Annotated in this window: 20 protein-coding genes; 3 read left to right on the forward strand and 17 right to left on the reverse strand. The window is 65.1% G+C overall.

Annotated elements, in window-relative coordinates; all coding sequences use genetic code 11:
* Positions 1–91: 91 nt before the first annotated feature.
* On the reverse strand, positions 92–1,177 hold the full coding sequence (locus ACFWUP_RS30160; RefSeq protein ID WP_379239369.1) for an ATP-binding protein: 1,086 nt from the start codon (positions 1,175–1,177) through the stop codon (positions 92–94).
* Between the two features lie 731 nt (positions 1,178–1,908).
* On the opposite strand from ACFWUP_RS30160, the gene ACFWUP_RS30165 reads away from it, so the two are divergent.
* Positions 1,909–2,705, forward strand: a protein-coding gene (locus tag ACFWUP_RS30165; RefSeq protein ID WP_379239370.1) for an IS5 family transposase whose coding sequence is annotated in 2 segments (ribosomal slippage) — positions 1,909–2,239 and positions 2,239–2,705 — 798 coding nt in all. Because the reading frame shifts where the segments join, the coding sequence is not laid out codon by codon here.
* A gap of 286 nt (positions 2,706–2,991) precedes the next feature.
* Here the strand turns inward: ACFWUP_RS30165 and ACFWUP_RS30170 are convergent.
* Positions 2,992–3,381 (reverse strand): DNA-directed RNA polymerase subunit beta, encoded by a 390-nt coding sequence (locus tag ACFWUP_RS30170; RefSeq protein ID WP_379239371.1) that lies wholly within the window; start codon positions 3,379–3,381, stop codon positions 2,992–2,994.
* Between the two features lie 280 nt (positions 3,382–3,661).
* Positions 3,662–3,853 carry a hypothetical protein gene (locus ACFWUP_RS30175; protein WP_379239372.1) on the reverse strand — a complete coding sequence of 64 codons (192 nt, stop codon included), beginning with the start codon at positions 3,851–3,853 and terminating at the stop codon, positions 3,662–3,664.
* Between the two features lie 742 nt (positions 3,854–4,595).
* Between ACFWUP_RS30175 and ACFWUP_RS30180 the strand changes: the two genes are divergently transcribed.
* Together ACFWUP_RS30180 and ACFWUP_RS30185 are read left to right on the forward strand one after the other, a co-directional pair.
* Entirely contained in the window at positions 4,596–5,387 is a 792-nt protein-coding gene (locus tag ACFWUP_RS30180) for a hypothetical protein (protein WP_379239373.1), read from the forward strand.
* Positions 5,384–6,274, forward strand: a complete 891-nt coding sequence (locus ACFWUP_RS30185; protein WP_379239374.1) for a phosphotransferase family protein — start codon at positions 5,384–5,386, stop codon at positions 6,272–6,274. The genes ACFWUP_RS30180 and ACFWUP_RS30185 overlap by 4 nt, the downstream gene beginning before the upstream one ends.
* Positions 6,275–6,930: 656 nt before the next feature.
* Here the strand turns inward: ACFWUP_RS30185 and ACFWUP_RS30190 are convergent.
* From ACFWUP_RS30190 to ACFWUP_RS30255, 14 genes are all read right to left on the reverse strand, one after another.
* On the reverse strand, positions 6,931–8,214 hold the full coding sequence (locus ACFWUP_RS30190; protein WP_379239375.1) for a hypothetical protein: 1,284 nt from the start codon (positions 8,212–8,214) through the stop codon (positions 6,931–6,933).
* Between the two features lie 6 nt (positions 8,215–8,220).
* Positions 8,221–8,526: a WXG100 family type VII secretion target gene (locus tag ACFWUP_RS30195; RefSeq protein WP_379239376.1), complete on the reverse strand. Its 306-nt coding sequence runs from the start codon at positions 8,524–8,526 to the stop codon at positions 8,221–8,223.
* Positions 8,526–8,870 carry a WXG100 family type VII secretion target gene (locus ACFWUP_RS30200; protein ID WP_379239377.1) on the reverse strand — a complete coding sequence of 115 codons (345 nt, stop codon included), beginning with the start codon at positions 8,868–8,870 and terminating at the stop codon, positions 8,526–8,528. The genes ACFWUP_RS30195 and ACFWUP_RS30200 overlap by 1 nt, the downstream gene beginning before the upstream one ends.
* A gap of 125 nt (positions 8,871–8,995) precedes the next feature.
* Complete coding sequence (gene mobF, locus ACFWUP_RS30205) at positions 8,996–14,890, reverse strand: MobF family relaxase (RefSeq protein ID WP_379239378.1); 5,895 nt, start codon at positions 14,888–14,890, stop codon at positions 8,996–8,998.
* Between the two features lie 326 nt (positions 14,891–15,216).
* Positions 15,217–15,633: a hypothetical protein gene (locus tag ACFWUP_RS30210; RefSeq protein WP_379239379.1), complete on the reverse strand. Its 417-nt coding sequence runs from the start codon at positions 15,631–15,633 to the stop codon at positions 15,217–15,219.
* An 82-nt stretch (positions 15,634–15,715) separates the two neighbouring features.
* Positions 15,716–17,227: a hypothetical protein gene (locus ACFWUP_RS30215; protein ID WP_379239380.1), complete on the reverse strand. Its 1,512-nt coding sequence runs from the start codon at positions 17,225–17,227 to the stop codon at positions 15,716–15,718.
* A gap of 109 nt (positions 17,228–17,336) precedes the next feature.
* Positions 17,337–17,549, reverse strand: coding sequence for a hypothetical protein (locus tag ACFWUP_RS30220; RefSeq protein ID WP_379239381.1), 213 nt, complete (start codon positions 17,547–17,549; stop codon positions 17,337–17,339).
* A gap of 100 nt (positions 17,550–17,649) precedes the next feature.
* Entirely contained in the window at positions 17,650–18,039 is a 390-nt protein-coding gene (locus ACFWUP_RS30225) for a hypothetical protein (protein ID WP_379239382.1), read from the reverse strand.
* Between the two features lie 95 nt (positions 18,040–18,134).
* Entirely contained in the window at positions 18,135–18,623 is a 489-nt protein-coding gene (locus tag ACFWUP_RS30230) for a single-stranded DNA-binding protein (protein ID WP_379239383.1), read from the reverse strand.
* A gap of 18 nt (positions 18,624–18,641) precedes the next feature.
* Positions 18,642–19,706, reverse strand: coding sequence for a DUF4192 domain-containing protein (locus ACFWUP_RS30235; RefSeq protein WP_379239384.1), 1,065 nt, complete (start codon positions 19,704–19,706; stop codon positions 18,642–18,644).
* A 181-nt stretch (positions 19,707–19,887) separates the two neighbouring features.
* Positions 19,888–21,636 carry a ParB/RepB/Spo0J family partition protein gene (locus ACFWUP_RS30240; protein WP_379239385.1) on the reverse strand — a complete coding sequence of 583 codons (1,749 nt, stop codon included), beginning with the start codon at positions 21,634–21,636 and terminating at the stop codon, positions 19,888–19,890.
* A 96-nt stretch (positions 21,637–21,732) separates the two neighbouring features.
* Positions 21,733–21,948, reverse strand: a complete 216-nt coding sequence (locus ACFWUP_RS30245; RefSeq protein WP_379239387.1) for a hypothetical protein — start codon at positions 21,946–21,948, stop codon at positions 21,733–21,735.
* 113 nt (positions 21,949–22,061) lie between these two features.
* On the reverse strand, positions 22,062–22,790 hold the full coding sequence (locus ACFWUP_RS30250; protein ID WP_379239388.1) for a hypothetical protein: 729 nt from the start codon (positions 22,788–22,790) through the stop codon (positions 22,062–22,064).
* A 77-nt stretch (positions 22,791–22,867) separates the two neighbouring features.
* Entirely contained in the window at positions 22,868–24,055 is a 1,188-nt protein-coding gene (locus ACFWUP_RS30255; RefSeq protein WP_379239389.1) for a hypothetical protein, read from the reverse strand.
* Between the last annotated feature and the right edge of the window lie 264 nt (positions 24,056–24,319).

A 24,319-nucleotide genomic window follows, 5' to 3' on the forward strand; every position in this document is an offset into this window, starting at 1 on the left:
GGGATGCACAGTCCCGACGGCTTCGAGCGTTCACTCCGAGCGATAGCTGCCTGAATCTCGTAACTCCCCTGTCCACCGTTCGGGGGGAACCTCAGTAGCCGTGCTGAACCCACACATCGGTTAGTTCGCCGGCAATGGTGACGGCACGGCCGAGCTCGTTGTGGGCGATAAGCCGACACACTGTGGAGTAAATTCCTGAGACATGGTCGGCTGTCAGACGCGGAAAGTTTGGCGGCACGATCACACTGGTCGCTTTGCCGTCGGTAACCGCTGCCATCGCACAAACCCGGTCCAGGAAATCACGTTGGATTCGTCCTGCGAGGACCGGATCCACCCGTAGTATTCGAAGGCAGTACATCCGGACGGTGGCAAAGAGTTCATAGGTGGTGGCGTCGCCGTCGCTATGAACTGTCTGACGTAGAAGACTGTGTGTGACCAATGTGGACAGCACCTCCACGTTGGTAGGAAGCTCCGGCTGGCTCATCAGCATGCGGGCGGTGGGTAGATCGAACGGGGACTCGAACAGCGACATGCGCAAGAGCATGTCGTGGGATCGGGAGTCAAGCATTCTGAGGCTCCACGCAACAGCGTCGTGCGTCGTTCTGTGTCGCAGTGGTACATCTATGAACGGCGGGGGCCCGAGATCAGCTCCAGAAAGGATGAGTTCGAGTGCGTTTCCCAGTCCAGCGCGGCTGATTGTCACTGCCGCGAGTTCCAGGGCGAGTGGGATGCCGCCTAACGTATGAGCGACCGTTTCCAGCTGTTCCTGGTTAGCTACAGGCTCGTTCTCTGGGCAGTGTCGCTCAATGTTTCGGTGTAGCAGCTGCGCCGCCGGAGACGGAGTCGAGTCGCTGTCCGTAGTAGCTTTCGTCACCAACGGTGCAACGTAGAAGGCGCACTCAGAATAGAGATTGAAGGTTAACCGACTGGTCGCGCAGACGGCAATATGCGGGCAGCACTCGAGTAGCGTGACGAGATCAGGCGCGACCTCCTGCGCCACCAGATCGCAATTGTCGAGCAGGAGCACCGCCTGTTCGTTGCGGAGAGTCCGTATCACCTCCATGAGCGGGTCCGTTACGTCAGCCGCATCGAAGGCCGCCGTTGAGCCTGCCGCGTCCAATATGATCTTCCAGCATTGGTTGCGGTGCGGCACTGCGGAAAGGTTGACATCGATCACGCTCTTGGCTTCGAAACATGAGCCGAATAGCGTTTCTCGGGCCAACCGGCTCTTGCCGACCCCGGCTGTCCCGGTAAGAGTGACCAGTCTGACCCGCGGGTCAGCGATGAGTGTCCGGACTTCACGGATGTCTCGTTCTCGGCCGACGATCGCTGGGATCGGCCCGAGCTGTCCCCCCGACCCCTCTGCGTCCCATGTCTTCTCACCGCATCGTTCAGCACTAGGCGCCTTCATCCCTGATCCCCCTCCGGTCACGGTGCATATTACCGGTCGGGCGCCGAAGTAGGGTTGCAGTGTGTTATGAAGTCTCCCAACCGAATTCGGTTCCGCCCTGGTAGCGAGCGCTACGCTTTGCCGCCTCATCGGGCTTTTTGGTGGCCACCAGCGCCAGGCCGAGGTCCAGGTCCGCCGACGCGAGACGGCGCGGCCGGATCGACGCCGAGCCATGACTACGTGGTGGCGAGGGAGGCATCCAACTTCGTCGGGTCGAATCGGAAGTGAGGCTCCGCCAGGTTCGGGGTGTGCAGGCCGGACACCAACCGGGACCTGGAAGTAGCTCCGATCAGCGCCAGTAATTCCCGGAGGATGTTGACCATGTGTGTACTGGGTGTGTGGACGGCCCCAGGTAGCAGGAAAGGCACCTCCCGAGTTTCCTCGGAAAGTGCCTTTAGAGCCCCTAACAGGTTCGGTCGAGTAGCGGTCAAACCAACTGTCGTGCAGCATGTTTCGCTGTGGCAGCACCGTGGATCATCAACGACGAGTTATGGGCGGTTATCGAACCGCTACTACCAGCAAAACCTGCGGGAACACCAGGCCCGGCCCAGCACGACCCGAGACTGGTGTTCCAAGGGATCCTGTTCGTGCTGTTCACCGGGATCGGATGGGAGGACCTGCCCCAAGAACTGGGCTTCGGCTCCGGGATGACATGTTGGCGCCGACTGCGTGACTGGCAAGCCGCCGGAGTGTTTGAGGCCATGCATCAAGCGATCCTCGACCGCAGCAACGCCGCCGGGTTGATCGATTTCGACCGGGTCATGATCGACGGCTCGCACGTGCGGGCCAAAAAGGGGGCGCCAAAACCGGGCCAAGCCCAGTCGACCGCGCCAAAACCGGCTCCAAACACCATCTCCTGACCTGCGGAAATGGCTTTCTGCTCGCCATCGAACTCTCTGCGGCCAACGTCAACGATCATCTCATGGTGCCCGATGTCCTCGATCGCGTCAGGCCACTGCGCGGCCGACCAGGACCGCCTCGGCGTCGGATCAAAACCCTGATCACCGACAAGGGCTATGACTATCCCAGCGTCTACACCGAGCTGCGCAAACGCGGGATCACCGGGTACATCCCTCGGCGGGGAACCCGCGACAAAGTCACCGCGGGCCGGTGGATCGTGGAACAGACCATCGCGCTGCTTCATCAGTTCCGACGCTTGGCGATCCGATGGGAACGCCGCACCGATATCCACTACGGATTCCTGAATCTTGGTGCGGCACTGATCTGTTGGCGACGACTCAGCAATCGAACCTGATAGGAGCTCTTATGGATTCCGGCCTGAGCGCCGTCTCCGGCGACTGCCACGCGAGAGCAGGGTGGGCCCGGTCAGGGCAGAAGGTAGAGCCGTTCGTTCGGAAGCCTCGGAAGTCCTGGGCAGTGTCGGGAATCGACTGCGATGGAACAGGTTCGGTGGATGGCCACGTCGCAGCAGAACGCCAGTGCGGCGGTCAGGCATGCCACGAAATCCATTCGCACATAGGAGAACTGGACTGTGAGGTGGATGTCGGGCTCGTCGGGACACGGCGACCGGTGGTCGGAGTTCATCGTGGCAGGTGGTCTGGCAGGAACTCCCGGGCGCATTGAAGGACAACCGTTCCCGAGGGTCGGAACGCGTTGAGGGCTGGGGAGATCCACGTGCGGATCATCAGCGGGTCTGGCAGCGGGGATGGTAGAGCGATGTCGCCATCGCGGATGACGACCACTCGCGCTCGCCAGAGCCGTGCCAGTTCGGCGGGGTCGCCGATCGGGCGGATGTCGGCTCTCACCAAGTATGTCCACATGTTGGCGCGGGGGTGGTCGATGATGGGCAGTGGTGCGTCACCGCGGATGTCGAGGGCGGTTTTGACCTGGCGGGCGAGGTCGGTGGGCATCATCACCGCGCCGATCAGCCCGGCTCGCATCGTGATACGGCCCGATTGAGGGTCGATCACGGTGGGCAGCGAACACACGCGACGGTAGAACTCGCATCGTGAGCGGAGGGTATCGGCGTGGGCCGTGGCTGGTCGGGGCGTGTGGGTCACTGGAGTCTCCTGCGTGCGCCTGTCGCCGGTGCGGGCGTTTCGGCGGTGTCGGCGTCTTGTCGTTCGAGAGAAGGCGTGGCGAGGCTGACCCAACCGGCTTCTCTCATTGCCTCGAGTAGTTCGACCAGGTTGGTGAGTGATCGGCCTGCTCCGCGTTGGGTGCAGCCGGGTGGGGTGGTCTTCGGCGCCATCAGACGGTGCTCCACTGTCCGCGCCGGTTCACCCATGCGAGGTTCTTGCCCTGAAGCGAGTCGGTTGCCCGGCGCACTTCGTGGACTCGCCGGCCGGTGCTGCGTGCCAGGGTCTCGATCGTGAGCAGACCACCCGGCGCCAGGACATCGAGCACCAGTCGCTCGACGTCGGTCAGTTTGGTTGTACTCATCGTTCCCCTGATCGGTCAGCGGCAATGTCCCCTGTACTGAACGAGGAGCAACGCCGCGCTGGCGATTGTGCGTGGAACCCCCGAAATCGGGGTTTGACACGACCAAGCGTCCACCGATGAAAGCCGCAGGGGGAGGGCAAATTACGGGGCAAATTGGGCCACCATCCGTATTGCGCGCAGCCGACTACAATCGACAACGCCCAGCAGTCCGCGTGGAGGTGGCGTGTCACCCAATATCCAGCTGCAGCAATGCCGAGAAGGGACGCCATCGCGGGTTGTCCCGAATACAACGATGAGTCGCGGCGAGCTCGCCGATGCAATTAATGAACGTGTCTGGCAGACGACCGGCGTACGGCGTGACCTGGATGCCCACGCAATCGCCAGGTACGAACGCGGGATTGTGCGCTGGCCGAATGCTGACTATCGCCGCGCTATGAACCACATTCTCGGCGCCTCCGATGCCGAACTCGGCTTCGTTCGGGCTCGTCGCCGCCCGACCAGCGACACGCAACCGGACCGCGCACTGGCGGTGAACCTGTTCAGTCCATTCGGTCCGTCGTTCGAGTCGAGCGGGCTTGGACGCAGTTCCGACTCCGCCGGGCCAGTCGTCGGCCGTGTCGGTAGACACGAGATCGACGCCATCCGTGCCGCGACAAAGACCGCCGCCTCAACCGAAAACCTCCACGGTGGAGGCTCTTCCGCGGTGGTAGCCGCAAACGACACGCTCACACGCTTCGCGCCGATGGCACACAGCACGGTCAGCGCGGATCTGCGCCGCTCGTTGCTGGAGGCGATCGGCAACCTCAGCAGCGTTGTGGGCTACACCGCCTTCGACGCTGGCGTGTTCCTCGACGCCGACCGACACTTCCAGTTCGCGCTTTGGTGCGCGGACTCGGCAGGATCGTGGGATCTTCGCGCGAGCTCGCTGGCCGATATGGCGCGACGATCGGCGTTCGTCGGGGACGCCGACAGCGCACTCTCGCTCATCGAACTCGCCCAGGTCCGTTCCGATCGGCTGGCATTCACCGTGAGAGCGATGCTGAGCGCGATGCGGGCCCAGTACCTTGCCGTTTTGGGACGTACTGACGAGGTCGTCGCCGAAGTCGAGCACGCGGACGGACTATTCGCGGTTCGTACGCCGGACTCCGACCCGCCCTGGATGTGCTTCTACGACAAGGCCGAACATCTCGGAAGTACAGGAAAAGCGCTCGCGTTGGCCGCCGAAGCACGCAACTCGATCGACGTTGCCGCGCCGCGCTTGCGGTACGCCATCGACATGCACGGCTGCGAGTACCCCCGATCGAGAGCGTTCTCCCAGATTCGACTGGCAGCGTTGACTATGCAGCTCGGTGACCCTCGTGAAGCCGCGGCGCTCGGGATGGAAGCGGTGAAACACAGCCGCGCGCTGAGATCGGCGCGTATCGCGACCGAGCTTCGCGGGCTGGCAGCAGTCGCGAGCACACATCGTCGTATCACCGAGGTCGGTGAGCTCCGCGCGCTGATCCTTGCGACGACCTCGAACGAGCCCTCATGAGCGGCCCGGAGCCTGCGGACGCGAACTCGCTGGACATCCTCGAACAGGCCGCGGCTATCAGCGGCATCGAGCTCAGGGACCCACAGCTCATCCGGGCGGGCTCGAACACGATCTACCGCGTAGGCGACATCATTGGCCGGATCGGCAAGGGCGGAACCACGGATGCAGCCGTACGAGAGTTGCGAATATCGCAGTGGCTGAACGACTCTGGGCTTCCGACCGTTCGCGTGGCCGACGTCGCCAATCCTCTTGCCGTAGTGGATGATCGTCCGATCACGTGGTGGCAACGGATCCCGGCCCACCGCGCGGCGACACCTGCTGAACTAGCGAGCAGGCTTCGTCAGCTTCACGCTCTCGCGCCGCCAACAACGTTTGTGCTACCGGACCACGAACCATTCGCCGGGCTTCGCCGAGCCATCACCTCGACGGGGCGTCTAGACGTAGAAGATCGGGTGTGGCTTCTCGGTCATCACGACAGATTGTGCAATCAGTACTTCGAGCTGGGCCGTCCGCGCCGCGAAACAGTCATTCATGGCGATGCGTGGCAAGGCAACGTGGTCGTTCCGTTCGGCGGAGGTCCGATAATCGTTGACCTGGACCGTGTCTCGCTCGGCCGACCGGAGTGGGACCTCATACAGGTTGCTGCTGACCGTACCGATTTCGACCGCCTGTCGGAGTCCGACTACCTGGCGTTCGTCGACGCCTACGGCGATGACGTCACCATGGACTTCGCGTTCCGCCTGCTCGCCGATATCCAGGAACTCCGGTGGACGGTCTTCGCGTTGTCGCAGTCCACCGTCAGCGCGAGCGCAGCGGGGGAGGTGCGCCATCGGCTTGCGTGCCTCCGGGGCGAGATCGTCCGGCCATGGCGATGGAATGCACTTTAACAGCCGCCGCGATCCTCGGAAGGCTCGCCGACCTACCCACGACCGTCCGAGACACCGACAAGATGGCGAACGATTCGCCCTCGCGATCCTGCGTGGTCAACTCGCTGTCGTCGCGGGCGACGGCACGCTGGCGACCCGAAACCGCGGCGTTCGGCGAAACACCTGCGGTTCCAACGATCATAATTCGGTCGGTGCGGCATCCCGCTGGCTGAGCGCGGAGGCCGACGTTGCGCTGGGGTTGTGGTGGACCTATTTGAATCGACTAACGGAAATTGCCGCTAGATCCGGTAAGGATGCCGGACTGTCGTCGGTGTGTGATCCGTATTCGAGTGCATCGAGGAGACCGTTCTTTACCCAAAGGGTGATAAAGCCGGTAACTGTCCCGTTTGCGTCGGCGACCTCCCCGAACACAGGCAATTCGCCATCTACAGCGGGACCTACCGTTGCGTCGGCCGAGACGCGGAAGTCTAGGCTTTGGGAACCTTTTCCCCAGGTGGCAACCACCTGCGTATGTGGAACCTGGGACACATACTTGTCCGAACCGGGAAACTCTACTGATAGCAACTTTCGAATGATCGACTCTTCGTGATCATTCAGTGGGCGTGGGGCTACCTGTGCTCTACTCATGCTTCCTCGATTTCGGTGAGTTCAATCTGTCAGGGGATAAACGCTGTACTGATCTTGAAAACTCCGTTGATCATCGCTCCGCGCATATGGATTGTGTGACCATCGATAGTGCGTACCAGCGGGTTGGTCGGGCCGTAAACCCCTTCAGGCACTCCCTGGACGCTATCAATCAACTTCGTCATAGCTGTCTCGCGGCCGCCTGACTGCTGAACGAAGCCGTCGAGCTTGTGCTCCAATTTGTCGAACACGTGGCCCATCGGATCGTCCTTCAAGGCATAGTCGAGGGACTCCTGACGCTTGAGCTTGGCAGCTTTTGCCGCGTCATCAACACGCTTCGCCAGCAGGCTCGCGATACGCTGCATCTCCGCGCGCCTGGCTTCGAGATCCTCGCCGGTCTGGGCAACCTTCTCGACGAATTTGGCGGCGCGTTTGGCGTCGAGGACGCGGTCGACGTAGGTTTTCATCTTCAGCGCGAGCTTGCCTGCCTTGGCGGCGGCGATGGCGGCGGCGCCGAAACCGGCTGTCAAGGCACCCGCGATAACGCTGAGGACGACGGTTTCAGCGATTTCCTGGGCGAGGTCTTTGGCGAGGTCGGTCAGTAGCTGGCCGAGTTGTGTCCGGAACTCTAGGATCGCTGAGCGGTGTTCGCGGCAGGACTTGGCGAGGTCTTTGTAGAGGGTAAGGACCCCTTCAGCGGTCTTTTTCAGTTCACGGATGTCGTCGTCGACGAGCGCTGCGTCTGGTGCGGTTTCCCGTTCGAAGGTCTTCGCGAGCTGGTCCAGGAGCGCGGGCAGGTTGCCCACGCCTGACTCGGAGCCGAATTTGTCCCAGGTGTCTGCGGCGGTCTGTAGGTCGTGCGGTTCGCCGTCGGGCATCGAAACGCCGAAATTCTCGAGCGCTGACACCGCGAATCCGACGTCGTCGAACAGGCCGCTGCCCGGTCCGCCGGCCGACGGTGGCGGTATCAAGCAAGGTGCCCATGCCGGGGCTAGCTGGGTCGGTTTGGTCGGTTCCGGTCGGCCGGTTCCAGCGACGTAGTCAGCCAAGGCGTGGTTGTAGCCGAGCTCACGCAGGATGTTGGCGTAGTTGCCCATCGCGGTGATGAGCAGCTCGGTCATGCTCATAGCAGTCATGACGGTCGAATCGTAGGAAGTTGCCCACGCTTTGGACTCGCCGACGTTTCCGCCCATGTTGGCGGTATCGCGCAGTGCTGCGATCTGCCTGGAGTACACCCGTTGATATTCGGTGGCATAGGAATGCATCGACGCCCCGGCCAGCGAGTACACGGTGGGGTCGATTACGAGGGTCGTCATCGGTGGTTATGCCCTGCCCAGCATCGCTAGGTTCGCGGTGATGGCGGCGTTGTATCGGCCGTGAGCGTCCAGTACCGCTTGCCGCATGATTGCGATTCCGTCGGCGACATCGGTTGCACCGGTGTGCCATTCGCGGAATGCGGCTGCCTGGGCGTCGGCGGCGGTTCCGTTCCAGTTCTGTTGGACCGCTGACACCCGTTGTTGTAGTCCGTCGAGGCTGTCGTTGAGGAAGCCGACGAATCCGGACACCCGGGCGATGATCTGTTCGAGTTCGTCGAGATCGACGCGGAAGGGTTGTGCGTTCTCGACCATCAGAGCCCCGGTAGGTCGAGTGAGCTGGACAGGGAAGAGGTGTCAGCCGCCCACGAGCGGTCCTGGTCATCGAGCGCCTTGCTCGTGACACCGAGCAGTTCAGCCATATCGGCGAGGGCCTCGAGGATGGTGTCGGCGCCCAGTTTGGTTTCGGTCCAGCCCGAGCTGAACGAATCGGCGGACACGCCGCTCCAATTGGACAGCAGTGCCGTGGCATCGGTGTCGAGGGAGGTCAGCCCGCTGACGAGGGTCTCGGCAACCTGTTGGAGGTAACGCCCGGCGTCGGTGACCTCGTCTGGGACCAGGGCGAAGTCGCCGCTGGTCGAGCCTGGTTGGCCTGTCATGCGTTGGTCCTCGAATGTTTGGCGATCACAATGGTTTGGACGGGAGCTGGCGCGATTCGGTTCCATCGCAGGACGGTGTCGACGCTCACACCAGGACGCAACTTCGGCTCCCACAGTCAAACCGCCTACAGGCCCAGGTCAGTTTGACGGTCATGCATATCGTGGTCCAGGCCGGAGTAGTCATCGGAGGCGAAGCCGTCGCCTGTAGCGGCAAGTTCGATCCGCGCGCGTTCTTCGCGATGCCGCTGCGGATGGGGCAGCGCTTGGCGTCGTTGGAGTTCTGCGCGGTGGTCGGCGAGCTCGGAACCGAGAGCGTCCCGTAGGGCCGCGACTGTCTCCTCGCGTGCGACCGTGTCCTCGCTAGCCCGGCCTTGATCGGCGAGTCGACCGAATTCGTCCTTGGTTGCGATGTGTTCAGCGCGGGTTGCCAGGTCGTTGGCATCGCGGTTGGCCGCGCGCGCAGCGTCTCGGGCGCGTTGATGAGCTTCGCTGTGCTGGCGGTACTCGCCGGTCAATGTGTTGATGCGGTCTTGTACCGACTTGCGCTGACGGCGCTGGGTGACCGGAAGCGCATCGAATTCCTCGCGAGCGATCTCGAGTCCGACGGAGGTGGCGTGGAGTCGACGGATGGCGGTATCGAGTTCGTCGGCGCGTTGTTGCGCGATCCGTTGTGCGTTGTTGGCGGCGTGCTGGTGTCCGGCGACAGCGGGGTCGGGTTCGGATTCGATGGTGTCGTGGCGGGTGGGTGCGAAGAATTCGGCTTCGGAGGCGATGTTGTCGAGGCGTTGGTTGAGGCCCTCGATTGCTTCAGAGAGTTCGTGGTCGGTGAGCCGTTGCAGCGAGCCGAGCACGGGGAGTGGTTGTTCGGTGATCGGGTGGTCGTGGAGCCACTGCTCGATGGAGGTTCGACGGGTGGGGTCGAGGGCTTTCCAGTCGCGGCGCAGCATCGCCAATGCGGCAGGGGCGGTGTGTGTTTCGGCGATGTGGGCGCATCGGGCAGCAATGTGGTCAGTGGGGTCGTGGTCGGGGATGGGTGGGCGGTTGTCGTCGCGGCAGGGTTCGCACAGGCCGTCGTCGGAGCGGCGCGGTGGGATCGGGATGGCGGCGGTGTGGGGGCGTTCGATGCCGCAGTCGACGCAGGCCAATCCGCTGATCGGGGGGATGGCGGCGCGGTCGTAGTCGATCGGGAATCCCGAATCTGCGGTGTTGGGGAGGTGGCGGTCGTCGAATACGGGCTCGGGTGCTGTGGTGGCGTCGGTGAGGTAGGCGTCGATGATGTCGTGGCCTGCGGCTTGGACGGGGTCGAAGACTGGCGGGGTGATCGTGGAGTCGACGCGGCGCTGGTCGTTGCGGACAGGTGTGTGCAGGGGCCGGGGCGGGGGTATTTCTCGTGTGAAGATCCCGGGGTCGCGGGTGGGTGTGCAGGCGTCGATGAGGGCTCGGTGTTCGGGGAATTGTTGTGCTGCCCAGGCGAGTCGGGCGCGGGCGACGGGGAAGCTGTAGCGGTACAGGGTGTCTGCGACCTTGTCGAGCACGGATTGTTGCTCGGTGGTCAGAGTGGTGCGGAAGGCACGGAATGCCGCGGTCGCGTCATTGACTTGTCCGTTCGCGAACAGTTCGGCGATCTCGTGTAAGCGCGTGGAACCGGGTACAGGCTGGGGCGGTTCGCTCAGTGTCGCCTCGATTGCTGCGGTGATGGCGTCTGCGACTGCGCGGTCACGGCTGCCTGGCGGTTCGGGATCGGTCGTGACTGGTGACGGGTTTTGCGGCGTCGGCGCGTTCTCGGGTGTTGAGGTGATGGTGGGGTTGTGGTGGGTGAGGGCGTCGATGCGCCAGCCGAGGGCGGCGGTGAGTTGATCGGTGCGCAATGGTGGTGCGTCGGAAGGTTGTGCGGCGGTGAGGAGTTCGTAGGCGGTGGCGAGTAGGTCGCGTGGGGTCCAGGTGGTGGTTGCTCGTTCGACGGCGGCGATCAGGCGGGGCCAGGCGGGGTCGGTGGCGATTGCGGTGGCGAGGTCGGGGCCAAGGATGTCGTCGAGGTCGTTCATCCAGTCGGGGCGGAGCCGGTGCGCGTCGACGGAATCCAGGGCTGAGGGTTCCAGTTCTAGGCGGGCCCAGAGCGCGGCGGCGGGCATTTCGTCGGGTAGCGGGTGGTGATCGGCGGCGTGGATGAGCAGGGTTTCGATGGGTAGGCCCGCGCGGTCGGCGAGGTCGATTTTGTCGGCGACGGAGGTCCAGTAGGGGTCGGTGCTGATGCGGGGGTTGATGCGGTCGCAGGTGTTGGCCCACCTGTTGCGTGGCAGTTCGGGGTTGCCGAGGACGTGGAGGAGGTGTTCGTCGAGGCGTTGTTGGTGGTGTTTTTCCAGGTGGGTGTGTCGGGGTGGGCCGGTGGGGCGGGTATCGGTGTCGGGGATGTGCAGGCTGGTTCGCCATACGGCGAGCTCCCCCAGTAACCCCGGGTCGGTGTTCACCAGCGGTCGCGCCCAGGCTGGTGCTGTTGCCGGGGTCCACGAGTGAGTGGCGGTGGTGATCTGGTGGGCGAGGTCGGCGACGATGCGTTGGCGCGCGCGAACCGGTTCGACATCAGTGTGGTCGCCAGCGTGATCAGGGAGCCCGGGCGTCCATGGCAGCGGCCCGGCGCCGGCGGAGTGGGTGCCGGTGGGGTCCAGGCGCCAGTCCAACACGGCGGCGGGGTCGAGGGCGGTGTCGAGCTCGCGGGTCGCGGCCGCAGCCTGTAGGGCGTCGATGGGGTCGGTTCCGGAGAGGGCGATCAATGCCAGGTGTTGGCGCAGGATGGGGTAGGCGGGAGCGTCGGTGAGGTCGGGGAACAGGGCATCGGCGGCGGCGTCGATCGCGGTGAGTTGTTCGGTGCCGAGGGCGTTTTCGGCGGTGAGGCCGAGGGTGTCGAGGTAGATGTCGACCGCGCGCCCGATCCGCAGGGTCGGGTCCAGGGCATCACGCAGCTCGGTGTGGGCGGATTTCTGTGCACCGGATCGGGCCAGGACGTGTGCCAGGATCTCGACGGCGGTGCGGGGATAGGTGGCGGGTTCGGTGTAGATCGCGCCTTCGGCGCCGTCGAGTGCGGTGGCGATGTAGGCGTGGTTGGCGTGCACGCCGCGGGTCATCGCGACGTAGAACTGCTCGCGCGACTCACGCCCCGACAGCGCGACGTGGCAGGTGTCGGCGGTGATTCCTTGCGCTGAATCGATCGTCGCGGCGTAACCCAGGTGCACGTGCGTGCGCACGTAATCGGCTGGCAGGCGCACGGTGTGGTGGTTGTCGTTGTCGTTGCCGGTGGTGGGACGGGAAACGGTCAGGGAGCCGTCGTCGTGGACGTCGGTGACGGTCCAGGTGTAGCCGTTGCGCACCCAGTCGTGCGCACCCAGCCGCAGTCGGGGGTTGTTGCGTCGCGTGCGCACGGTGTCGCCGGTGGAGGCGAAAAGCCCGTCGCCGAGCAATACCTGCGCACGGGTTTCGACGGTGGTGCGGGAGAGCCGGTCGGCGCGTGCGCGCGCGTTGAGCGCGGTCACCACGTCGCGGGTGGGTGCCAACATGACCGCGTCGCGCCCGGCGAGGTGGTCGGCTACCCAGGCTTGGTAGGTCTCGTCATAGACCGACCCCGAATGCCCGCCGTGGATGCGGTCGTTGTCGAGGTACCAGGCCAGCGCCGACGGGTCGCCCTCGCGCAGGCCCAGGGAGGCGGTTGCTTCGCTGGTGGAGGCGAAGCGGACGACGTGGGACAGGGTGAGGGTTTGTTCGGGGGAGGCGGCGGTCATGTCGGTGTCGGCGCCGCCGGCTTCGATGGCGGGCAGTTGGTGGTCGTCGCCGATGCAGCGCACGGTCGCGCCCCTGGTGGTCAGAAACCGGAGCAGTTGCAGGCGTTTGGTGTTGCCGAGTTTGACGTGCTCATCGACGATCACCAGGGTGTGAGCGTCGATGTCGAGGACCCATTGCGGCAGCGAGGGTGGTTGTTCACGCGCGAGGGCGGGGTTGGTCGGGTGTGGGGTGTGGCGGTGGATGACGTCGAGGAGTTTGTCGACGGTTTCGGCGCGGGTGCCGATCGAGGCGCCCAGGACGGCGGCGGCCGCTGCGGTCGGGGCCATGCCGAGGACTCTTCCGCCACTGGTTTGCCATGCGGTGGTGAGTACGGCCATCGCGGTTGTCTTGCCTGTGCCCGCGGGGGCGTTGGCGGTGTGGACGCGCAGCCCGGAGGTGGCGAAGGTGGAGATGACGTCGATCTGGCCGACGTTGAGCGGTCTGGTGGGGTGGGCGGTGTTGTAGTCGGTGACCGCTGCGGACAGCAGGTCCGGGGCGAGGACTCGGGCACCGGGCTGCACCGAAAGGTCGATCAGCGCGGCTTCGACGTTGAGGGTGGATTCGGTGGTGTAGACCTGGGAGTTCGCCCGCGCGTGGACCGGGGTGTGGTCGCGGCGACGCAACCATGCCGGTACCGCGCGCAGCACCGGTTGCTCAGTCAGGTCAGGATCGCCTCGAGCGACCGCTGATTGTGGTGAGAGCGCTTGGGCGACAACCTTGTCCGGTATCGAAGCCCAAGCCGCCGGGTGGAGTTGGCCGCGTAGTTGGCGTTCGACCTCGGCACGCAGATTGAACTCCCGCCACGTCGACCGCTTCGCCGATACCACCGTCACAGCACGCCGTGCGGTCGCGGCAATGAACTCGGCGTCGGGGTCGGGTCGCGGTATCGCCGACGCCGCGAACGCGGTGGCCACCATGGTCGTGACCGCGTCAGGTCCGCTCAATAGTGCGCTGGCTTGGGCCGCCCACGTGGTGCGTTGCTCGGCCAGTGAGGTCGGAAGGTGCTTGGCGGGACGGGTTTCCAGTGTCGCGCGCTCGGCGAGGTGGTGTACTTCCACCGGGGTCGGTTCTCGGCCGAAGGTGGTTTGGAACGCGGCGGTGAGGTCGTCGAGGCGGGCGGTGATCGCGGTCCCGCGCTGCGACCATGCCTGGATCAGTTCCAGTGGGACACCGATGATTTCACGGATCCGCACTTGGTCGGGGGTGCGGTCGGCGCGTGCGGCGAACTGCAGGCCGAGGGCGGATTCGAGGTGGTGCTCGACGCGCGAATCATAGATTTCCGAGGCGGTGACGACCGCTTCGTGCAGCGTTTTGGAGTCCAGGGTCCGCCATTTGCCGTCCAGAGCGCGGACTCGGTTCGCGATCAACACATGAGTGTGCAGGTCGGGATCGCCGGCGCGGCTGTCGCGGTGAGTGAATCCGGCCGCGACGACCCCTTCGACGTCGACCTGGCGGATGCCGTGGCGCCCTAGCCGGGTGAAGACCGCGTTGGTTTCCAACCAGGCCACCGCGTCGCCGATCGCCCGCCGGTGCGCGACCTCGATCCGGTGCGCGATCTCAGGTGGGGCGAGCGCCCACAACGCCGAAACACTCTTCACCGGGCTGAATGTGATGTCGAAACCGGCGACCGCGGACTGGTTGGGCCGCGAGTTTTTCGCCACCCAACCCGACAGTTCGCGGGGGTTGAGCGGTGGGCGCGCGTGCTCGGTGGTGAACATCGCCGTGGCGACGTCGGTACGAATCCGGGCACGTTCGGCGTCCGGTATGTGCGCGGTGGGTTCACGGTTGTGCTCACGGTTGTGTTCGCGGTAGGCATCGGCGCACTGTTTCCGATACTGCGAACTTGTCGCGTACACGGGGAACGCGTTGCCGAGTTTGGAGGCTTTCTCCGCTGAGTGGGTCGCGTCGCGGTGGGTGGCGCCGAGTGCGATCTGCTGGGCGTAGACCTGGTCTTCGATCTGTTCGGCATTCGGGTGCGCACCCAGTCCGAACAGTGACTTCATCTGTGCCTCGGTCACTTCCGCGCCCGCGGTGATGCCGAGCGCGGTCAAACCGGTGCCGTGCCAGCGGCCGGGTGCGTGCCCGTGGGCGCTGTAGTAGTCGGCCAGCGAGGATCGGCCGCGGGTGGTGATGTCACCTGCGGCGATGTTGCGGAGGTAGTAGAGGTAGCCGTTTCCCGCGGCGACCCGATGAATGGTCGCGACCATTCCTCTATTAGCCGCTGCGACAAGCAATTACGGCAAGAGGGACAATTCTTGTATTGAGTTGTGTTGGGATGCAATGAGACTCGTTGAGTTGTTCGTTATCAAATTGTGATAGCCGTGGTGCCAGATGTCTGCTTGTTGTAGGGAGGTGAAAGGGAGATAAGGGGAGTGGCGTGAAAGTGGGCGTGGTTGTCGGGTGTGAGGCAGGCGCGGGGGTGTTGGTCGGGAGTTATGGGGGAAACATGCGTGGAGGAGGGAGTGGGGATAGCGCCGTAGGGCTGGGCGGGATCGGTGGTGAAACTGATCGCGCCCAGCCACGGATCGGTGGTTCATTCGGGCGGATCGACTCGCTGCCATCCGGTGCTCGCGCAGGCGTAGTAGCGGGTGTCGAGGGCGACGATGTCACCGACGGACAACGACCGGTTCCTCGCGGCGTACCAACGCGTGGTGTGGTGCTCGTCGTCGGGTTCGGGGTGACCGTTCAGCGCCGCGAAGATCCGTTCCAGGCTCACCGTGTCAGCGATTTCGGTGGGACGAGCCAAGATTCGCGTTCGTGGGGAGTCGGCGACCTGGGTGGGGAGGTCGAGGGTGAACTGATCACCGAGGGTGACCGGCGTGGTGGGGTGGTACCCGTCGAGCATGGCGTGCGGGCTAGCGGCGAGATAGACCGCGACCTTGACCGAGCGCGGCGCACGCCCAACCAGTCGGTGACGGGCGGCAGTGAAGTGGCGCAACCAATTCGACATCGATCGTTCTCCTGAGAAGGGTACGAACGGCTGGGGCACGCGGTGGTGCCCCAGCCGTGAACGGACGTAGCAGTGGATGTGGTCAGGCGATGGCGTGGCGTCGGCGTGGGGTGGGGACGTGCAGGCCCAGCCACACCCGGCACGTGGTGCAGTACCCGTCGCCGTGCACGGGCACGAACGTGGTGCAGCCCTCGCATCGACCGTGGCGCAAGCCCGGCGGCAAGTCCCGGCCGCGACCGTGCTTGGCTCGCACGGGCACAGCCTCGGGTGTGTCGGTGACGGGTTCGGGGGCGCCGGGCAGTTCCGGGTGCTCGGCGAGGAAGCCGTCGATGGTGGCGATGAGCCACTGGGGTGCGCGGCCCCGTACCTCAGCGAGTAGTCCTCGTGCCGCGTTCGGGTAGTGCTCGGTGAAGAACCGGCAGTAGGTGGTGGCGAGGTCGGTGGCGGTGAACCCGCGCGGCAGTGCGGGTAATCCGGGGCGGCTGTCGGCGCGGCAGTAGTCACACAGCCCGTCGTCGCTGCGCAACCCTCCCTCGCAGGCGTGGACCGGGTGGCGGTCGGTGGTGGCGCGTTCGACAAAGCACGACACGCACCGCCATCCCAACGTCGAGGTCATGGCGGTGGCGAAGTCGTCGAGTCCGTTGCCTTGGAACAGATATGCCTCGCGACGGTCTGATCGACCGCGTAACCCGGTGCGCGTTGCGGCCCAGACGATCGAGTCCTCGCGCGAGGTTGTTCGTTCGCCGTCGAGCGCGCGGGCCTGTTCACGTTGATCGGCGACGTAGAGGCAGTACTCGTGATCCCAGATCGCCGTGGCCAACTCGACAGGTCGGGGCGCAACCTCACCGGGGTGGCGCGGAATCCACCCGCGCCGGGTCGTGGCACCGGTGAAGACGGCGCCGCGCGCGGCGAGTTCGGTCAGTCGTTGACGCAACCGGGCCGTGGCGTCGGCCTCGGTGTCGACAAACAACTGTTCGCGAACGTAGTCGGTCACCGTCGCAGGTTCGAGGTGCGCGGGCCGGCGTTTGCTCCCACGCGCGGAGATCCGGGCTCGGGCTTGCTCGGGACGCCGGTTGTGGTCGGTGCCAGGGTGTTTCGGATACGCACGGTAACGCAACGAGGTGGTCCGCCAGGTGCGGATCGACTGGCGAGGCATTTCCGCGGTATGGAGTTGGACGTGCAGTAGAGCGAACTCGTCGTCGATCGTGGTGTTGTTGCGGCGGGCCCGCGCTTCCACGATCGCGAGGAGCGCGGTGGTCTCGTGGTTGTGCAGGGCGGGGTTGGTGTCGGGCACCAGCCGCAGCATCCGTTCCCGCTCGAGCTCGTCAGCGGTAGCCCAGCGAGCGTTGAGGCGACGGAGGGCGGCCTCGCGTGGGTGCAGGGTGAACACTTCGACCAGGTAGTCGAGCAGCTTCCAGTCATCGGCGCTCGCCAATGCGAGCGCGGCGGGAAACGCTTTGATCGCCGCGGAACGGTTGGTGTCGAGGGCGAGTTCGATAGCGAAGATGGCGTCGAGGAACGAACGAGTCTCGGCGACACCAGGTTCGGATACGGACAAGCCGGATTCAGTCGGGTACACATCGGTTTCGGACACGGTGCTCTCCTCGGTCGAGAAGTTGACGGCGACACCCGGGCGCGCTGGAACGCGACGTTTTTCCCACAAGCAGGGGTGCCGGGCTGGGGTGGGCCCAGCTGAGGGCTGTTCACCAGGTCAGTGGGCGACGCGGCGGCGGGAACGCGCCATCTGCGTGCGGGGGCGAATTCCCCGCGCGAACAACGACACCGCCGGTGACGGCTGGTGCGGGCGCGGGGTGTTCGTTTCCGCCGGGCGCGGGCCCGTGGCCGTGGCGCGTGCTGACCTGGTAGCCCTCGGGCAGCTGGGTCCGCGCCAGACCGTCACCCCGGACCCACTGCACCCATCCGAACGCCAGCGGGACTGGTGAAGGGCGATGAATGGGGCTGCCTCAGCGGCCAGGTCCGTCGCCGTTGGCGTCAGAGCTGACTATCGCCAATAGTTCAGGCAGTTGTGTGGTCGATTCGTCGGCGGACCTGGCGAACCAGCGGGCTCACAAAGAACATCTCCTCAGGACCGGATGCGTCCAGACAAGCCCAGTACTCCAGGCTGTCCGCTAGTGCCGGTGCTCGCGTCGCCTCCCACACCGCGACAACAGCGTCGACCAATGCTTCGGTTCGTTCGGGCCGGGCGTCATTGGCGGACTCGAGGACTAGGTCCAGCAACCAGAAGCTCAGCTCCCAATCAGCCTTGTTCGCGATCAGCAGAGCAACGAACTCATCGAGCCGTTGCGGGTCCGCGACCTCGACAGGCCAATCCTGCATCCACGCTTCGTGTGCGACGTTCGCGATCTGCGCGGCCCTCAACATCGCATCCCCGCGCGGATAGATCATTCGGCCAGGATTCCACACATTCGCGCAGGTTGCTCGCAGCCACAGGACGGTTTCGGGTCCGCGTGCGACGAACCCGAAGCAGCTTCGCCGCAGCGTCAGAACGGCGGCTCATCGCCGCCGCCGGAACTGGCCGTGGCCATCGCGGGCGCGGTGTTGAGCGGTGAGCCCCACGGATCGTCTTCGACTGTTGCCGGGCGCGAGTTGGTCTGTGCGCCAGTGCGGTTGGCGCGGGTGACTTTCGCGGTGGCGTATTTCAACGAAGGGCCCGCTTCGATGACTTCCAGTTCCAGCACGCTGCGTTTCTCGCCGTCCTTGGTTTCGTAGGAACGCTGTTTGACGGTGCCGCTGACGATGATGCGCGCACCGCGGGTGAGGCTTTCGGCGATGTTTTCCGCGGCGTCGCGCCAGACGCTGCAGCGCAGGAACACCGCGTCGCCGTCCTTCCACTCGTTGGACTGGCGGTCGAACACCCGCGAGGTCGAGGCGACGGTGAAGTTCGCGACCGCGATACCGGTGGGGGTGTGTCTCAGCTCGGGTGCGGCGACGAGATTTCCGATGACAGTCAGGATCGTTTCACCAGACATGTTGGGCTCCTTCGGAGTTCAGTTCGTTGATCGGTTGGTGGTGTCAGTGGAGGTGAGGTCGATGCCGAGATCAGCGGCGATCGCGCCCGCGGAGTGGAGGATGCCCGCGAGAAAATCGGGTCGAACTCCGTGCTGCAACGCGACCTCCAGCAACGCGGACATGACGTGATCGGGATCGGCGTTGCGGGCGATGTTCAGCGCGATCGCGGCGACCACGGTGTCCCCGCTGTAATAGGCGTTGTACGCGTACAGGGTCGCCGCGCGAGCCCGGTCGGTCCCGGTGGTGGCGCGGGTGAGGTGGCGCCACAGCGAGCTCGCGCGGTCGCGGTGTTCGGTGGCGGCGAGGCAGAACAGGGAGTCGCGGATGAGCGGATCACGGAGCGCGACCACCATCGTCGCGAGGTCACCGCTGTCGGGCACGGCGTTGTCGATGGCACGGACCTGGGCCAGCATCCATGACGCGGTGGCACCGCGGTGCACGTGGGCGCCCTCTTCGCCGGGCAGGGCGCGGGCCTGGTGGTGGAAGCGGGTCAGTGCTGGTTTGATCTGGGCGCTGACCAGCGTGGTGAGTCCGGGGTCGGGGGTGAACAGGTCTACCAGTTCGTGACGGGAGGAGCGGATTTGGTGGCCGCCCATGACGTGAGCGAACGTGACCATCGACGCCGCGGGGTCCTCGATGAAACCACCGCGTCCCGGGGTGAGTAGATCGTGATAGCGGGTGTGCGCGACGACGGTGTCGAGGTGCCACGCGTTGGTCAGCCTGATCGCACTTGCCCGCAGCACGCCCACCAGGTGGGCGGCGGTTTCGTCGGCGGTGGGCCGGTCATCGACCACGACCGCCATCGTGGAGGTGGTGTTTTCTCGCAGGCACATCGACTCGACCATGTCGGTGATGTCGCGGGCATAGGTGGCCGGGTCGGTGTGGGTGTCGAGGTCGAAACGCACGACCGCGTGGATGGATTCGACACCACGGATCGTCGATCCGATCAGGGGTCGGGTCAGCAGGACGATGACCAACGATCGGGTGGGGTAGAAGCCGAGCAGCGCGGGGATCGCGGCCAGCAGCGCGCTCGGTTCATCCACCCGCAAAGTGACAGGGGGTCCACCACCGGCGTGCCGGTGGATGGGGGATGGCTGAGGAAACGGGTCAGGGTCGGGGCTCATCGGGGGTCCTTCGGGTTCGACAACGCAACGCCGCACGGCAAGCGCCGGGAACGTCAACGATCAGAGGTTGGGGCGCAACGGGTTTGGTGATCCGTTGTGTTCAGGACGGAGGCGAATCGGGGGAGTGGGCATCGATATCGATATCGGTGTGGTCGAGTTCGCCGATGGTGGCCAGTTCGACCGGCACCAGTTGATGGCCGACTTCGCGCAGGAACCGCAGGTAGTGGGCGACGTCGGCGCCGCTGTAGCGCCAACTGTCTTTCCCGGTGCGCTTCTCATACGCGCCCAACACCAGCCCCAACACGATGACGTGGCAGCGCGCGGGTTTGGCCGCCTCGACCATCTGGGTGAGGTCGCGGCGCCAGGTCTTCTCACCGCCGAGCAGTTCGGCGGCGGTCTCGAACGCGTTGTACTCACCGAGCAGGTTCGGATGGGTGACCAGTGCTTCGGCGACAAACCGGGCCGCCTCGACGGGTGGAGTTTTGCGGGCGAGCAGTTCGGTGACGAATGCGCGCCGTACCTGCATCGCGGCCAGGCCTTGTTTGTTGAGTTCGCGCACCCGCCGCGCCGCGACCCGTTCCTCCTCGCGTCGGGCGTCGGCCTCGGCGTGGATCTGGGCGCGTTGGGCCAACAACTGCTCGCGGGCTACGGCCTGATCTGCGTGGGCTTGCGCGTCACCGCCTTTGCTGGCGGGTTCGTCGGCGGGCAGATCGGCGACCAGTCGCACACCAGCGTCCGCACACCGATCCACGGGAAGGAAGTAGTCGGCTTGCCAGCGCGGCAGTTGGTCGACCTCGCGGGCATGGCGCAACCCCTGCCCGGGTTCGGCGTCGGGGTCGCGGCCGGTGGCCCAGTCCACTTCCGTGGCGTCGATGATCGCCCCGGTCTCGCGGTGAACGATCAGCGGGTCATCGGCCAGTTCCAACCACACCAACCACCCCGCCTCGGCGTCGAGGCGGTCGACATCGACCAGGTCGCCACTGGCATCGACAAGGTCGCCGGCGTGGACGAGGTCCGCGTCGAGGCCTTCGCTGGTGGGGTAGTCGCGCAGAATTCCGAACCCGGCTTGCGCCCACGCCAACGCCGCTGCGAAGTAGGTGCGTTCGTCGGCGCGGTCGTTGGCGATCAGGCGGGCTTGGTAGTGAAAACGATCTCCCGTCACCGCGAGTAGGCGGGTGACGGCGTTGATGTCGCCGAGAGTTTCGTATTCGGCCAGGATCGCGGCTTGGTCGAAGTCGAGTTGGCCGGTGTCGATCGCGGTACGGGCGGTTGCCGAGGACCCCACCTTGCCCGCGGCTTTGACGTGCTCGCGGGTGGTTTGCAACGCTTTCCCGACCCGGGTCACGGTGGCACCCAGGTCCAGAGCGAGCGCGATCCCGGCGGCACGGTCACCGTCGGTGAGCGGGATCCGCCGGTCGTTGACCGTGATCTGCTCCAGAATCCGGGAGATCTCCGAATCCTTCACCGTCACAGTCGGGTCGGGGGCGATCAACCACACAGGGACCTCGGTGATACCGACCGCGATCGCGGTCAACGTCCGCAACTGCCCGTCCCGCACGACCACGGTGGGGTCATCGGGGCGGCCGTAGGCGATGATCGGGGTCAACACCCCGTGCTCGGCGATCGAGTCCGCGAGCTCGGGATGGTCGGTCAGGGTGAAGGTTTCGCGCACATTCCCCGCGATCGTCAGCTCGCGCGGGTCCCGCATCACCGCGACCGCGTTCACCAGACGATCAGGCGGGCAGTCGTCGGCGGCGGGTTCGATGGTGTCGAGATCATCGCCAACAGGGTCATGGGTGTAGCCGTCGGCGCGGACCGTGTCCTGGCTGGTGTCGGTATCGGGGGTCATCGAGAAGCCTCCTTGAACGAGAAGGGCAGGCCCGGACAGCGGTGAGCTGTCGGGCCTGCCTGGATGGTCGAACGCGGTGCCAGCCGAAAGCTGTTGTCAGTCCGTGGCTTTGGTGCGAGTGGAGAGGTTGATCGGGCGCAGACGTCGAGCGCGGTGCTCGTCGGGGTCGGTGTAGGCCCAGTGCTTGGCTTTCCAGCTGGGATCGCTCTCGCGCCAGCGCGCCACCGTGTCCGCGGCCAAGTCGGTGACCGGTCCAGCGGTGCCGTGGTGGACAGCGAGGTCGAACTCGGGACGAGTCATGGTGTCGGTCATGAACGGGAACCTCCAAAGCGAGGGGGAGTACGGACGGCCCAAGGGGAGCGACCCTGGAACCATTGGGGCAGAACAGAAGCAGACTCCGACGAGGTAGTGGCCGGGCACGGTTTTCACACGAGCGTCATGGCGCGCAGAGCGAGGTCATCGAGTGCGTCAGCGCGATCGGCGTCGGCGATGGTTTGCGAGAAGCTGGTGACCGCGTTCGCCACACCGGCAGCATTGAGCTGGCCCGCGGCAACGAAGTGCGACAGGATCCCGGCGCGTTCGTCTTCGCTGAAACCCAACTTGCCCGCCAACACTTCAATCGCCTTGTCCGGCTGGCTCACTGGGGTAGCGGCGTGGTGTTCGATCTCAGCCACCCGGGCGGTGAGAAACTCCGGGGACAACCATTCGGTCACCTTGTCGCGGGTTTCGGCGGTGATCACCGCTAACCGTTTGCGGTAGGTGTCGTGGGACCAGGTATCGACGGCGCCGATGTCGAGGCGGTCACCGAGGTGACGTTTGGTGTAGGCCAGCAACGGCACGGTCAGCCCGTTCCCACAGACCTTGACCACCAGTTCGGGTTTCAACGTCACCGCATGATGGCCTACCTCGGAGTTCGAGAACCGGAACCCAGCGAAGACCACAGGCTCACGCCCAGACCGATACCCTTCGCCGGTGCGCGCGGCCAACCGGCGTCCGCGGTCCAGATCACCGGCGACCTGGCGGCGGGCGGCTTCGAGTTCGGGGTGAGCGAAGGGGTTTCGGTAGTTCCGCAGGAATGTCGGTGCCAGCGCCGAGATCCTCGGGGAGAACACCTTGCAGTGCATCGAGGACTCCGACAGGTCCGCTGACCGCACCACGACGTCGGTGTCGGCGGCGGTGATGCCATCCAGGACCGCGGTTGTTGGTGGAGGGTGGGTATTCGATCCCTGCGCTATTCCTCGTCTGCGTTTCGGGCACGCGCGGCGAGATAGTCCGACCAGCTGGCCTGTGCGTAGCGTGCCCAGATAATCGCGGTGCTCGGACTCAGGCCGAATAGATCGCTGACCACAATCGGTGGCATCTGAGTGACTGCGTCGATCATGGCCGTGTTGCGGGCGGCGATAGTAGCCAACCCATGCTTGCGTAGGTGCGCGGTGAAGGTGAGGGCGTGCCGGGGCCGGTTGGGCAGTTTTCCAGGGAACAGGTATCCGGCCGTTTGCGCATCGTGGCTGATGAGCGACGAGGGACGCTGTGCGACAAGGGATTCCATGAGTTGCGCCAGCGCAGGCGGGAGAAGAACAGGATGGCGGTCGATGGTGAGGTAGGCGTCGTTGTCGTCTCGATGGAACTGGCCGCTGGTGAATTCGAGGATGCGTGCCACGGGCAGCGCGTAGAGCCGGATCAAGGCACCACAGACGCGGACTTCGAGGGGCAGCTCAACGTCGGTGAGGCAGCGATGCAGCTGAGCGCGCATCTGCTCATCATCGATGAATTGTGTTGGGTCACCGCGCTTCTTGACAGGAACGTCCAGCGAGCCGGTGATGTTGCGGGCGACGAGCCAGCGGACGAACGACCCGGTCGCTCGCTGTCTTGTCGGGTGCTCGGCGAGCCATTCATCGATGTGTGACTGCGTAAGGTTGGCGACGATGATGTCGTTGTCGTCGAGCCACGCCAGCAGTTTCAGTGCGGCGGTGATGTCAGCGCGGTCACCGACTGCGGCGGCGTCGGTGTAGTTTCCGTGATCAGCGCGGCGGCGGCCATCGCGCAGGACGTGCCATTCGGCGAAGGGGCGCAGATGCCGGAGTTGATGGCTTGGGGCCGCGGAGAGAGTGCGGCCGGTCCAGAGTCTGAGCTGGGCGATGTGTTCGTTGCGGGCGATCAGGATACCGGTGGCGACGAGGTGCGCGCGAACGTAGCGGGTGCCCACGGTTTGGTCGAGTGCGTCGAGGCTTTCGTGGGTGATGTCGGTTTGCTGACCTACCAGCATCGCCAACTGCTCAGCGGCTTGGCCGCGGCGCAACCAGTTCAGCATCGAGAATGGCCTGTCGGTGTTGGATAGGGCCTGGGCGAGCGGTTGGAGTTGAGCGCGGATGTGTCCGTCGGGGCCGGTGAGCAATTCGCGGACGCGATCGTCGAGCACGCAGAACGCGCAACTGCCGCTGGTGTGGTTGTTGCCCGAGCGCCCGCACCTGGGACACAGATACTCCAGATCGACTTCCGCGCACGGACCGCAGATATCGCGGTCACTGTGATTAAGAGCGACGAGAACCCGGACGCGATCGCAGTTGGCGCAGTGGTCCGGGTTCCGGTTGCGGCGGAGGTAGCAGCCGCGGCAGACCGGACCGATCGGCCAGGTCGTGGTCGCCGGTGCCTCCTTTCCGCATCCGGCGCAGGTACTGTCAGC

The organism is Nocardia sp. NPDC058658, assembly GCF_042716665.1.
GTDB lineage: Bacteria > Actinomycetota > Actinomycetes > Mycobacteriales > Mycobacteriaceae > Nocardia.

Coding starts and splice junctions, on each gene's coding strand:
- ACFWUP_RS30190 (WP_379239375.1), bottom strand. CDS start 8,214: ATGACGACCCTCGTAATCGACCCCACCGTGTACTCGCTGGCCGGGGCG.
- ACFWUP_RS30245 (WP_379239387.1), bottom strand. CDS start 21,948: ATGACCGACACCATGACTCGTCCCGAGTTCGACCTCGCTGTCCACCAC.
- mobF (WP_379239378.1), bottom strand. CDS start 14,890: ATGGTCGCGACCATTCATCGGGTCGCCGCGGGAAACGGCTACCTCTAC.
- ACFWUP_RS30185 (WP_379239374.1), top strand. CDS start 5,384: ATGAGCGGCCCGGAGCCTGCGGACGCGAACTCGCTGGACATCCTCGAA.
- ACFWUP_RS30195 (WP_379239376.1), bottom strand. CDS start 8,526: ATGGTCGAGAACGCACAACCCTTCCGCGTCGATCTCGACGAACTCGAA.
- ACFWUP_RS30180 (WP_379239373.1), top strand. CDS start 4,596: ATGGCACACAGCACGGTCAGCGCGGATCTGCGCCGCTCGTTGCTGGAG.
- ACFWUP_RS30225 (WP_379239382.1), bottom strand. CDS start 18,039: ATGATCTATCCGCGCGGGGATGCGATGTTGAGGGCCGCGCAGATCGCG.
- ACFWUP_RS30200 (WP_379239377.1), bottom strand. CDS start 8,870: ATGACAGGCCAACCAGGCTCGACCAGCGGCGACTTCGCCCTGGTCCCA.
- ACFWUP_RS30175 (WP_379239372.1), bottom strand. CDS start 3,853: ATGAGTACAACCAAACTGACCGACGTCGAGCGACTGGTGCTCGATGTC.
- ACFWUP_RS30230 (WP_379239383.1), bottom strand. CDS start 18,623: ATGTCTGGTGAAACGATCCTGACTGTCATCGGAAATCTCGTCGCCGCA.
- ACFWUP_RS30240 (WP_379239385.1), bottom strand. CDS start 21,636: ATGACCCCCGATACCGACACCAGCCAGGACACGGTCCGCGCCGACGGC.
- ACFWUP_RS30210 (WP_379239379.1), bottom strand. CDS start 15,633: ATGTCGAATTGGTTGCGCCACTTCACTGCCGCCCGTCACCGACTGGTT.